11 protein-coding genes are annotated in these 12,657 nt (G+C 32.3%); all 11 read right to left on the bottom strand.

Going from position 1 to position 12,657, the window contains the following annotated elements:
* Nucleotides 1-658: 658 nt before the first annotated feature.
* A complete protein-coding gene (locus Q0409_RS00430) occupies nt 659-1,168 on the bottom strand; it encodes a hypothetical protein (RefSeq protein ID WP_298533885.1) in 510 nt (169 codons plus the stop codon).
* 125 nt (nt 1,169-1,293) lie between these two features.
* On the bottom strand, nt 1,294-1,908 hold the full coding sequence (locus Q0409_RS00425) for a flavodoxin family protein (protein WP_298533883.1): 615 nt from the start codon (nt 1,906-1,908) through the stop codon (nt 1,294-1,296).
* 93 nt (nt 1,909-2,001) lie between these two features.
* Nucleotides 2,002-2,394: a C-GCAxxG-C-C family protein gene (locus Q0409_RS00420; protein ID WP_296856393.1), complete on the bottom strand. Its 393-nt coding sequence runs from the start codon at nt 2,392-2,394 to the stop codon at nt 2,002-2,004.
* 264 nt (nt 2,395-2,658) lie between these two features.
* Nucleotides 2,659-4,707, bottom strand: a complete 2,049-nt coding sequence (locus Q0409_RS00415) for a cation-translocating P-type ATPase (protein ID WP_298533881.1) — start codon at nt 4,705-4,707, stop codon at nt 2,659-2,661.
* Nucleotides 4,708-5,083: 376 nt separating this feature from the next.
* Complete coding sequence (locus Q0409_RS00410) at nt 5,084-5,905, bottom strand: nicotianamine synthase family protein (protein WP_298533879.1); 822 nt, start codon at nt 5,903-5,905, stop codon at nt 5,084-5,086.
* 147 nt (nt 5,906-6,052) lie between these two features.
* Nucleotides 6,053-6,571 (bottom strand): GNAT family N-acetyltransferase, encoded by a 519-nt coding sequence (locus Q0409_RS00405; protein WP_298533877.1) that lies wholly within the window; start codon nt 6,569-6,571, stop codon nt 6,053-6,055.
* Between the two features lie 402 nt (nt 6,572-6,973).
* On the bottom strand, nt 6,974-7,594 hold the full coding sequence (locus tag Q0409_RS00400) for an ABC transporter ATP-binding protein (RefSeq protein WP_298533875.1): 621 nt from the start codon (nt 7,592-7,594) through the stop codon (nt 6,974-6,976).
* Between the two features lie 5 nt (nt 7,595-7,599).
* Nucleotides 7,600-8,544, bottom strand: coding sequence for an ABC transporter ATP-binding protein (locus Q0409_RS00395; protein ID WP_298533872.1), 945 nt, complete (start codon nt 8,542-8,544; stop codon nt 7,600-7,602).
* An 8-nt stretch (nt 8,545-8,552) separates the two neighbouring features.
* Nucleotides 8,553-9,413: an ABC transporter permease gene (locus Q0409_RS00390; RefSeq protein ID WP_298533869.1), complete on the bottom strand. Its 861-nt coding sequence runs from the start codon at nt 9,411-9,413 to the stop codon at nt 8,553-8,555.
* Nucleotides 9,406-10,398 (bottom strand): ABC transporter permease, encoded by a 993-nt coding sequence (locus Q0409_RS00385; RefSeq protein WP_298533867.1) that lies wholly within the window; start codon nt 10,396-10,398, stop codon nt 9,406-9,408. The genes Q0409_RS00390 and Q0409_RS00385 overlap by 8 nt, the downstream gene beginning before the upstream one ends.
* Before the next feature lie 375 nt (nt 10,399-10,773).
* Nucleotides 10,774-12,381, bottom strand: coding sequence for an ABC transporter substrate-binding protein (locus tag Q0409_RS00380; protein WP_298533865.1), 1,608 nt, complete (start codon nt 12,379-12,381; stop codon nt 10,774-10,776).
* Nucleotides 12,382-12,657: the final 276 nt, after the last annotated feature.

Here is a 12,657-nt window from a genome sequence, read left to right as displayed (position 1 = left end):
TTTAATATAATATAAATGTTTCTCTCAAAAAAAATAAAAAACAAGCAGTATAAATCATTTAAACTCAATATAAAACAATAATTTTGATTAAAATTTTAAAAAAAAATTTGTTTATTTAGATTATAGTGAAATAAGAAAAAATATTGCATTATAAAGAAAAATAAGAAATTTTAATGATTAAAATTAAAAACAAGCAAATAATGCTTTATTAGATAAATAAAGAACTATACATATTTATTTTATTAAATAATAGGCTTATAATAACTTAATAAATGAAATATAAACTAAAATAATAGAATTTAATCAAAAAAGCATTTATTAACACTTTTTAAATTGAAAATCAAAAAAGGAAAATCTAATATTATATATATTGATAATAAATATATAATATAAGTTTTTTTAAAAAAGAAATAAGGACTTTTTTTTAAAATAAAGAATTTTACATTCTTGAAATGAAAAATAGAGAGTTTAGAATTGAAATAAAAAAAATCAATAAGTAAACCAAATTAAGTTTTAAAAATCATGAAAAAACTGTCTAATAATTTCATAAAAACATAATGAAAAATCAGCAAAAACTATTGAAAAAATATTTAAAAAATAATAAAAATAAAATAATAAAAAATAATGAAAATTTAAGTCATGTTAAATTCAATTATTATTACCCTGAATCAGTTGATCCGCTAGAAGAACCGGAACCACCAGAACCTGAATCAGATCCGCCTGAGCCAGAACCACCAGAACTTGATCCGCCAGAACTAGAACCAGACCCAGAATCAGAAGAACCGGAATCAGAACTAGAACCAGACCCAGACCCAGAATCAGAAGCACTGGAATCGGAACTAGAACCAGAATTAGATCCACTTCCAGAATTTGAATTACTGCTGGAACTAGATGAATAGCGGGTACCACTAGAAGAACTAGAGTAATAGCGAGTACCGCTAGAAGAACTAGATGAACTTACAGAACCGCTATCTGAAGAGGTATCCGCAGTGATATTTGTTAAATTTTCAGTATTATTTATTGATGTATTTGTTACATTTGTAACATTCTCTTCCATGCTGGAATCATCTGAGACTAAACCATTGGAAATGAATAGGAAACCACAGACAACTGCAGCGAAAGCAATTAAGATAAGTAAAATAACAATTATTTTATTTCCAGTATCCATAAAATTACTCCTAAATTTTTTAAAAATACTTAGTATGATTAAATCTTTTAAGATTAATACAATTTATATTTTCTTTTTTAATAGATATAAATATTATCCTATTATCAGATTAAAGGAATATCCGATTATCTGATAAAGTTGGTTCTTTGTTTTTCTTCCTCATGCTTAGGCAATTCTCTATTTTCAATTGATTTTAAAATCCAAGCCATATTGGTTGCCAATGTTCTCATGGTTTGAAGACCTTCCAAATCTTGCTTGACTTCTTCAGGAGTGTTTCCATGAACACTATTCCAATATTGTGATGCAACAATAGGCATATTTGAAATTGTGAAGTACTTGTTCAATCTGTCAAAGCTTGCACTTGCACCGCCTCTACGGCAGCTTACGATAGAAGCTCCCGGTTTGAATTTAAAGTTAGCACTTGCAGCATAGAAAACCCTATCAAGTATAGCGCATAATGCACCATTAGGACCTGCATAATAAACTGGAGAACCTACAATAACACCATCAGATTCTATTAGCTTATCAATTATTTCATTTGCTGGATCATCGTCAAATGCACATTTTCCATTGTTATGACCGCATTTAAGACAAGCGATGCAACCTCTAACAGGTTTGTTTCCAATCCAGAATATTTCACTGTCAATTCCTTCCTTTTCCAATTGATTTTTGATTTCAGTTAATGCTGTAAAAGTGCATCCTTCCTTATGAGGACTTCCATTAATTAGTAAAACTTTCATTTTCTCACTCCAAAACTAAAAAATTAACAATTATTAATCTAAATAATAAAAAAATAATAAAAAAATAAAAATAAAAATAAAATAAAGAAAAAATTATTCTTTTAAGTATTCGCAGACCTTTTCACCTGCAAATAAGCATACTTCAACACATGGAGATTTGTCATCACCATCTTTTGAGATGTATCCGCAAGTTACAGATTCATACTTATCCTTGAATTCATTGAATAACTTTTTGGAAGCGGAAATGATTTGCTTTTCATCTGCGCCTAAAAGACCTAAAGCCATTACCGCTCCAGTTACAGCACCACATGTCCCTTCAGAGAATGTTCCACCAATTCCTCCAGAGAATCCTTTTGCAAGAAGAGCCAATTCTTCAGTAGGCATACCTGCAACATCACAAATTCCCATAAGAGTTGCTTGTGAACAACTGTAATCCTTTCTGTATTCTTCAATTTTCTTTACTACTTCATTTGAATCCAATTCCATAATAATCCCTCACAACTAATTTAAATCAAATTTTGAATAATTCGAATTATTTAAAACATTGTTATAGTTAGTATAAACTTTAATGTTAATAAATTTTTATAAATCAATTAAATGAAAAAGCAGATTGGAAAACAAGTAGAATAAAAAATAGAAAAAAGATAAAAAAATAGAAATAAATTAAATAAAAATAGAATTGAAATAAAATAGGAATAGAACTAAAATAAAATAAAAATAATAATAAAAATTATTTAAAAAAAGAAAAGACTAGTTGTGATAAGCTTCACAACTTTGTCTGCTTAAAGCATGCTTGTGAGCATGCATATGCTTAATTCCACTTTCTGTTTTGATTTCATCCATTATCTTAATGCCGTCATGAGAATGTGAGTGCTCTCCATCATTGTGGAAATGATAATGGCTGTGTTCCACATTTTCAGTATCGATTTTCTTAATTGAATCATCAAATTTCCTGTCATACAGCAATGCTGCATTAAGCACTACAAGACAGGATCCTGCATTGTGAACAATAGCTCCAGTAACCGGATTCAATAATCCTAAAACGGAACATACAATAGCCACTGCATTGATTGTCATGGAAATGATAATGTTTGCCTTGATTGTAAACAAGGTTGAATTTGAAAGCTTTTTAAGATATGGAATCTTGCCGATATCATCACCTAAGAGTGCAATATCTGCTGCTTCAATAGCAACATCACTTCCTACAGAGCCCATTGCTACACTTACATCAGCAGTCTTGAGTGCAGGTGCATCATTTACACCATCACCAATCATACAGACTTTTTTGCCTTCACTTTTGAGCTTTTCAATCCAATCAAGCTTTTCTTGAGGAAGCAAGTTTCCATATACCTTTCCAATTCCAACTTGAGAAGCAAAATAATTAGCAGTTTCTGTATTATCTCCTGTAAGCAATATTGTTTCAGTTCCCAAATCATGCAAGTTCTCAATCATGTTTTTGGAATCTTCACGTATCACATCAGACAATCCGATCAAACCAACTACGCTATCATTCAAAGCAACGATAATTGAAGCCTTACCTTCATGTTTTAACTGGTTTAGTTCACTATCAACATTAAAATCAATATTATTTTCTGATAAAAATTTGGAGTTTCCTGCATATACTTGACCATAAGAGCTCTTACAACTTACCCCTTTTCCAGGGAACATCTTAAAGTCTTGTGGTTCTTCAATATCAATTTCAACTTCTTTTGCTTTGTCTACAACAGCTTTAGCCAATGGATGCTCACTTAATTTCTCACAAGAGGCAACTATGTTCAAAACATCCATTTCATCCAAATCATCTTTCAAGGAAATAATATCTGAAACTGCTAAATTACCGTAAGTTAAAGTACCTGTCTTATCGAACACTAAGGTATTCAATCCACCCAAGGTCTCTAAAGCTTCACCAGATTTAATGAGAACTCCATATTTTGTTGCTTGACCAATAGCTGCCATAATTGCAGTTGGTGTAGCAAGTATCAATGCACATGGACAGAATACTACGAGGACTGTTACTCCCCTTTCAATGTTTCCTGTAATGAGCCATGCTGCAATAGCGATTATCAATGCAACAGGAACAAGCCATGTTGCCCATTTGTCTGCAATCCTTTGAGTTGGAGCTTGCTTTTCATCAGCTGCCTTTACAAGGTCAATCAACTTTTGAAGTGAAGAGTTTTCACCTAAACTGGTTGCTTTAATGTCAATTGAACCATACAAATTCATTGTACCACAGAATACCTCATCCCCTACATCCTTATCAATCGGCAATGATTCACCAGTCATGATGGATTGATCAAGAGAAGAGGTACCGTTTATAATTTCACCATCAACAGGTACGCTTTCACCAGGAAGAATTCTTAAAGTATCTCCGATTTTAATCTCATCTACGGAAATCATTTCTTCCTTGCCATCCACAATTCTTCTACCTGTTTGTGGAGTTAAATTAATAAGATTTCTTAAACCTTTTTTAGCTCTTTCAACTGTCCAGTCTTCTAAAAGAGCACCTAAAGCCATAATCCATGCAACTTCACCTGCTGCAAATATCTCACCAATCAAGAGTGATGCCACCATAGCTATTGCAATAAGAAGTGCAGATGAAATCCACTTTTCACGGATTAATCTGGTTAAAGCCAATAATAACATTGGAATACCACTTATTATTACCGCACCCCATGCAGGGTTTAAGTAAATTGGAGTGTCAATTCCAAGTATCATGAAAATAACAGCGATTACAAGAAATATAGCTGAAATAATGGTCATTTTCAAACCAAATAAGAAATCAGTTATTTCATCAATCAATATAGACACCTTCTTTTATAATAATTTCATTAAAATTTATCGTAATTTTAAAAAGTATTACTTTTTTTAAGATTTTTGTATATTTAGTATTACTAATAATAATATATGCAATAGATTATATAAATGTTATTACTTTTTTGTAGTTTTTTGGGTAAAAAGTATTACTTTTAGAAAAATTTGTAAAAAAATATGGAAATAGTATTACTTTTTTGCCTATTTTTGTATAAAAAGTATTACTTTTAAATAAATTTTAAAAAAATTAATTAAAAAGAAAGTAATTAATATGGAAATTAAATAAAAATAGAAAAAAAGGAGACTTGTAAAAATAAAAAAACGAAAGAAATAAAAAAAGAATAGAAATTTAATTAATATTTAATTAACTAATCTTTCTAATTAATACAGAAGTGTTGTTTGTCTTTCCTTTAGGAAGCAACATGACTTCCTGATGGAATCCTCTGGTATCCTTTTCAGTTACTGGAGAGTAAAGAATAGCCCTCATACCAGTATAGGTTCTGTAAAGAACAGGAGTCTTCTCATCAACAACATCCCAAACATTAGCGAACACTCTGTCTTTAGGTTCTGCAAATGCTGCAATCATCAAGATGTCATAATCCAAATCAGCAATGGTCTTTTCATCCCCTGTAATTATTTCAATTCCATCATCAAGGTCTAATCTTTTCAAGACTTTTCTGGACAATTCTGCAACTTCTTCAAATTGTTCAATTCCAATACATTTACAGCCAGTGACCATACGGAACATGATTAATGTTAATGGAAGAGGTCCGCTACCTAAGAATACGAAAGTCTTCTTCTCATTGAACTTGGCCAATTGCCTTTCATTTTCTATTAGTCCAATGTATCTGTCATAAAAATGGAATGAATCCAAAACAGCTTTAGGATCATCAGATTCCAATATTTTCATAGCATTTTCACGTTCCAATCTTGCACCGATATAAACATAGAACTTACGAATCAACTGCAATGCCTTATTCATTTTCTCATCATCAAGGATATGCTTTGCAGAATCAAAATCTATTTCTTTATCATGAGCAATTACTTCAATTTCATCCAAGATCTTTGTAATCTCTTCAATATCAGTACCGTCCAATGCAGAAATACCCTCGCTATCGAGGTCTCCATAGCTTGAAAGCTTATTTGCAATCTCTTCAATTGTTCCCCAATATTTATAGCAACTCATTTTATCACACAAAAAGTCTTTAAAAAAAATATTTTTATCCCTAAGTTTATTTTTTAATTTTATATAAAAAAAATGTAAAATTAAATTTAATATATACTTTATATTAAAGAATATATAAATTTTAAATTAAAATTAATAAAATAAATTTTATTTACTTGATAAATTCTTTACCATATGGACTGTCTGAAGCTCATTATTTGTATCCCAAGTTATATTGAATCCCACTTTTTTCCAAAAGCTAAATCCTGCTTCAAGATTCTTATGGGTATGCAAGTAAATCTCATTGAAGTTATTTTCACAGCAGAACTCTTCAACAACATTATACAACTGTGTAGCCAATCCACAACGCCTATAATACTTATCTACAAAAAGTCTCCAAATGCTTGCTGTGGATTCCTTAGAGTATAAGTCCTGAAATTCCATAAAGTTCTTATCATACTGCCTAACCGCTATGGTAGCAATGATTCTTCCATTACCACTATCCTCAACATAAAACAGACTGTTTTTCTTGCAATCTATATAATACTTGTTCAAATCTATTATGTCCTTATGCCAAGATGGAATGTAACCATAGCCATATTCAGACCTTATTTGGGAAAACAGGAAATTCCTCACCCTAATCTTTGTATCACAATCATCAGACAATTGCTTTATGGTAAAATTCATTTGATCACTTTAATCATTTTTAAGAATAATTAATATAATTCATAAGTAAATTAAAAAAATAAAAAATCAAAAAGTAATACTTATTATGAAAAAAATATTATATTAATACTTTATATTTAATAATTATGATTTAATATATAAAAATATTTCTAAAAAAAGTAATACCAAATAGCTTATTTTAGGTAAATAAGTAATAATTATTACTAAAATCAATTTTACTTATATATTAAGTAATAATTTTTAATTTTAAAAAGTATTACTCTCAATTATTACAAAATAAGCAAAAAATGATAAAATAATACTATAATTTAAATAAAAAATTAAGATTTAAAAAATAAAAAATAAATATTGAAATAAAAAATAGAGAAGATATTAAATGTGAATAATATCTTCAAGACAATATTAGATATCTACATGATTGATATCATCAAGATATATCACTTCATCACAAATAATATCCATCAGATCCCTATCGTGGCTAACAACAAGCAAGCCCATATTCCTTTCCTTGACAATCTTCAAAACTGATTCAAAGATCTGCACTTGGGTAATTGCATCAAGCATTGTAGTCATTTCATCAGCTATTAAGAATTTAGTGTTTGGATTCAAAGACCTTAAAACTGAGAATCTTTGCAATTCCCCACCGGAAAGCTCTGCAGGCCATCTGTTTAGCCAGGACTTTTGAATACCAAAGTCCTCAAGCAAACTATCAGGAACATCCCAAGATTCCTCAAGAACCTCGTGCATCTTCCATTTAGGATTCATAACCTTTTCAGGATGCTGATAAATCAATTGAACAGGATTAAAACCGCTTTTAGGGATTTCATTTCCATCCAATTTCACTTCACCTTCATATCTTTTGATGTGTCCAGCAAGGATTTTACATAAGCTTGACTTACCGCTTCCACTATCACCAAACAAACCTAAAATCTTCTTATTGTCAATGGTTATGTCAACATCCTTCAAGATTTGCCTAGATCCTGAACTATATTTGAATGAGATATTTCTACCAGTTAACTCCATAAAATCTACCCCTCATATTTAAAACATCTGACCCTCTTATTCTCATCAATAGGGAATAAGAACGGCCTTTCCTTATCACAATTCTCCAACTTATGAGGACAACGTTCATAATATGGACAGCCTACTGGAATCTCACCATGCAATGGCTGATGCCCTTTTGTGAGTTCAAATCCATTATGAGGCAATGCCTTGTATAGGGATTTGGTATATGGATGGAGCAAGTTCTCTCCCTCTCCACTGAAATCAGATGCATTGGCAACCTCAATAACATAACCTGAATAGAAAATTGCTATTCTGTTTGCAACCTTCAAAGCGGCATCAATATCGTGAGTAATCAATAATACCCCTACATTGTCTGCTGCCATCTGTCTTAAATGATTCAAGGTTTCCTCTACAGACTTTTCATCCAAACCAGGAGTAGGTTCATCTGCAATTACAAGCTTAGGATTTGAAAGCAAAGCTGTTGATACAAGAACCCTTCTTGCCATACCTCCAGACAATTGGAAAGGATACATGTCATCCACTTCCTCAGACAAGCCGTATTTCTCAAAGATAGCTCTTTGCTTAGCCCTTTTCTCCTTTTCCTCTGCTTCATCAGCACATTCACCAATTACTTGATCTGAAACCTTCATCAAAGGGTCTAAAAAGTTAACGGATTGGGGAATCAATGCAATTTCCTTTCCACGCAATTCCTTTTTGAGTTCCTCTGTTAAAACATCCCCTTTATAGACCATATTACCTGATAAGTTAGCATTATGAGGCAAGATACCAAGTATTGCATGTGCAAGCAAACTCTTTCCAGAACCACTTGAACCTAAAACAGCAACAATTTCCCCTTCATTAATATCCAAAGTCAAATCAGTGATAACCTTCAATTCCCTCTGATTCAATCCTTGAACATATTGGGTAAATGAAATGGAAATATTTGAAACATTAATTAAATCACTCATATTATCACCTAATCATTTGCACTTGCTGGGTCAAGCATCTTCTTAATGTTTTCTCCTGCAATATCAAACAGTAATACAAGAATCAATAATGCCAAACCAGGGAATAAAGCTAACCACCAATTACCAGTTGCAAGATATTTCATGGATTCAGACAAGATAATACCAATAGCAGGCTCATGAGGAGATAATCCGAAACCTAAAAATGTTACACTTGCCTCGTGCATAATCGCATGAGGGAAAATCAAGATTGTGCCTACAATCACTTGAGTGATTACCAAAGGCAAGATCTGTTTTCTTGCAATCCAAAACTTGGATTGTCCTAATTTTTCTGAAATTGTAACGAATTCTGAAGTCTTAATACGTTTTATCTCAGCTCTAAGCACTCTTGCAAGGGATGTCCAGTGAGTGAATGCAACACCAATCAATACACCGAAAGCACCTCCACCTAAAGCAATGGAGATAAGGATAATAAGCAAGATGTGTGGAATGGATAGGAATACATCTATCAACCATGAAACAAAACTGTCCAAATGCTTATTGAAACTTGATAAGAACGCTAAGGCAACAGCAATGATACTGCTTAAAATGGAAGCGAAGAATCCTATTTGAACACTTAATCCTAAACCTTTTAAGGTACGGATAAACATGTCCCTACCTAACCAATCTGTACCGAAGATATGCTCCAAGGAAGGAGGCTGATTCATCATGGTCCAATTGGTTGTGATGCTTTTTGGGTCAATGAAGAAACTGATAACAACAACCAAAATCAAGATGAAAGCGGACAAACCTATTGCAAGCAATGTTTTGGTCCTTAAATTCATGTTGCCTAAAACATCAAACTTATTCACTTTACCCACTGACTCATCCATTTTCCTCACCTTCCCTGATTCTTGGATCTACAAAGTTATAAAGGATATCTGCAATTAAATTTCCACAATAAACGAATATTGCACTGAATATAACAATACCCAACAATAGTGGAACATCACTTCTCAAACCTGCAGAAACCGCCGCCTGACCGATTCCAGGATACATGAAAACCTGTTCAACAAGAACGGTTCCACCAAACAATTCGCTGAAGGATAAGAATTGCAATGTGATAGCAGGCAAAAGAATATTTCTTATACCATGCCTTTTAATCAAAGTCCATCCGTCTTCCCCTCTTGCCTTAGCAAAAAGGAAATAATCAGTTGACATGACTTCAATAAGCTTGTCACGAGTATACAATGCAATTGATGCAACACCTAAAATGCTCAAAGTGAATGCCGGCAAAATCAAATGCCTTAACCAATCCCAGAATGAAACATCTTGGCTCAATGCACCAATCGGCACTCCCCCGCTTACAGGGAATAGTCCTAAATAAACACTGAATACCATTACAACAAGCAAAGCAATCCAAAATGTAGGGGCAGATTGCAATATGTAACAATAGACTTTCACTGCCTTGTCTACCCAAGTGTCTCTTTTAAATCCTGCAAGAACACCTAAAGCAAAACCTAATACACCGGAAATCACCCAAGAGGTTAACATCAAAATTAATGATGCAGTGAACTTTTCACCAATAACATGCAATACTGGAGTCCTATAAATTAAAGAAGTTCCAAAATCACCAACGATAATATTTCCTAACCAATTCAATAGCTTTTCAGTGATCGGTTGATTTACACCCCAATAAGCTTCCAATTGAGCAATTTTTTCAGGACTGGCAACCATATTGGAAATATAAGCATTCACTGGATTGATAGGAGACATGTCAATTAATATAAAACTTAATAATATTACAACAACTAATAATATAGCAAAACGGACAAGTTTATATCCTAGAAATTTAAGTATTTTCTGTTTATCTAACAAAAAATAACCTCCCATAATTAAAATTTACACATAGTGAACAATTAAATTTGAAAATCTAATAATAAGAATAACTCTAAACTCATAATAAAATAAAATCAATAAACATACTCAAAAAATACGATTTACTCGTTCTTTCCTTAATGCATTAAAAAAGCTTAAATAAACGATATTTTTAGAAATTATAATCCAAATATAAAAATTGGAATCTGAATATGAAAACTATAATTCAAATATAAATATATCTATAAAATTTTCTTTTATTGAAAGTTAAAAGGAAACTAATTCTTTATTTAAATAAAAAACTTAAAAAAATTAGAAGGAAGTAGAAAAAAGTTTTTTAGAAAACTTTTCCTACCCCAATTATTTATACATTTTTTATGCAGTAGAGTTAGTCATGGTCCAGTCGTATATGTTACTGAATAAGTCTCCTCCGTGAGGTTGTAAGAGAGCAGTGTCATTGGAAATGTCTACTCTATCATTTACAAAGTAACCGTATTTGATTTCACCTAACCATAACCAGTTTGCATCACCTTTTGGAGAGATACCAGTGGTGCCGTCCCATGATACTGCAGCCCAATCTTTGTATGAAGCTTCACGGGATTCAGCAAATGCAGCATCCATGTGAGCGTCTACAGCACTGTTGTTTACTCTTGCAGGGTTGAAGTCAGAAGAACTGTAGTATTCTCCGTACATGTCAGAAGGATCTGTGGAACCGTATCCCCAGAGAACTCCTTGAGAGTATTGATTTGGATAGATTTCATCCCATTCAGCACCGACAGGTTCAACTTCAATACCGAATTCTTTAGCTTGTTCTGATAATCCTAAAGCTAATGCTTGTCTTTCTGGAGCATTTGCAGAGTAGTATACTTTAAATGATGCTTTTGTACCATCTTTTTCTCTTATTCCATCACCGTCAGAGTCAACCCAACCAGCTTCTTCCAAGGTTTTGTTAGCATATGCAACGTCACCGTCTTCAATTGCTGCTTCTGGGTTAGCCCATGGCAATTGATGTGCAATACCATCGTAGGATGGAACACCTAATCCATTTAATGCACCTTCTGCTAAAGCGGTTCTGTTAATACCGTAGTTCAATGCTTTTCTTACTGCAATGTCTGCAGTTACATTGTTACCAATGGTGTAGTTATCTTCTGGAGATAGTTCACCAGTGTCAGGCACACTTGGTAATGAAATACCACGAACGTCAATGGTATCCATCAAGTACATGGTGTATCCGTCAACCTTTTCTTTACCATATTCGAGAGGTACTGCTACGATATCAGCTTCTCCGTTTTTAGCTAAGTTGAATGCTGCTTCGTTTTGAGCAAAGAGAATGGTTATTTTTTCGATTTGAGGCATTTTACCGTAGTAATCAGGGTTTTTCTCTAAGATTACTTGTTGACCCTTATCCCATTGTACAAATTTGTATGGTCCAGAACCGACAGGGTTTTCACCATAGGTTTCGTTGTTGTATGAGTCAGAAGGTACAATACCGATGTAAGCTAATTTATCTAAGAAAGTGGAATCGGATTTGTTTAAATCAAATTCTACAGTGTAATCATCTACAGCTTTAGCTTCATTTAAAGCAGATAAATCTAAGCTTGCACCACTTTCTTTAGCTGCATTGAATGTGAATGCTACATCTTCAGCAGTAAGTGGTGTACCATCGGTAAACTTGACATCGTCTCTTAAGTTTACAGTATATTTCTTATAGTCACTAGAAATATCATAGTCTGTAGCCAAATCATTTGAGTAAGTACCGTTTGTATTCATTTTAAGTAAGGTACTTTGAATCAATGGCTCTGCATAATAGTTCCAACCTGCAATTGGATCAAAACCAGCTTCTGGTTCTCCTCCGTGACTGTAAGCCGCAACTACAATTTCACCAGGTCCTCTTTCAGTAGTGCCCCCTCCCATAAGAAGGGCACCACCAATAAGTACAAGAATTATTGCGATAATCGCACCAATTATATATTTTTTATCCATATAGACACCTTAAGTTAAAGAATAAAATATTAAAATAACAACCTTAAAAAATGAAAATTTTAAAAATAAAATTTCCAATTAAACAAGCGTAATAATAATAGTAAAATTGTTATTAATTTAATACTTTACATAATATAATTATTACTTTACTATATAAAAATATTTCTAAAAAAAGTAATACTAAATTGCTTATTTTTGGCAATAAAATAATAATTATTACTAAAATCAGTTTTATTTAAATATTAAGTAATAATTTTAAATTTTAAAATATAAATT

This window comes from uncultured Methanobrevibacter sp. (assembly GCF_937898925.1).
Taxonomy (GTDB): Archaea; Methanobacteriota; Methanobacteria; order Methanobacteriales; family Methanobacteriaceae; genus Methanobrevibacter.
The sequence above is the reverse complement of the archived record's forward strand: the minus strand, read 5'-3'. Positions and strand labels throughout refer to the sequence as shown.

Bases quoted from the DNA above. Each gene is read 5' to 3' on its own strand.
- Q0409_RS00400 (WP_298533875.1), bottom strand. From the start codon at position 7,594: ATGGAGTTAACTGGTAGAAATATCTCATTCAAATATAGTTCAGGATCT.
- Q0409_RS00395 (WP_298533872.1), bottom strand. From the start codon at position 8,544: ATGAGTGATTTAATTAATGTTTCAAATATTTCCATTTCATTTACCCAA.
- Q0409_RS00390 (WP_298533869.1), bottom strand. From the start codon at position 9,413: ATGGATGAGTCAGTGGGTAAAGTGAATAAGTTTGATGTTTTAGGCAAC.
- Q0409_RS00430 (WP_298533885.1), bottom strand. From the start codon at position 1,168: ATGGATACTGGAAATAAAATAATTGTTATTTTACTTATCTTAATTGCT.
- Q0409_RS00410 (WP_298533879.1), bottom strand. From the start codon at position 5,905: ATGAGTTGCTATAAATATTGGGGAACAATTGAAGAGATTGCAAATAAG.
- Q0409_RS00425 (WP_298533883.1), bottom strand. From the start codon at position 1,908: ATGAAAGTTTTACTAATTAATGGAAGTCCTCATAAGGAAGGATGCACT.
- Q0409_RS00405 (WP_298533877.1), bottom strand. From the start codon at position 6,571: ATGAATTTTACCATAAAGCAATTGTCTGATGATTGTGATACAAAGATT.
- Q0409_RS00380 (WP_298533865.1), bottom strand. From the start codon at position 12,381: ATGGATAAAAAATATATAATTGGTGCGATTATCGCAATAATTCTTGTA.
- Q0409_RS00420 (WP_296856393.1), bottom strand. From the start codon at position 2,394: ATGGAATTGGATTCAAATGAAGTAGTAAAGAAAATTGAAGAATACAGA.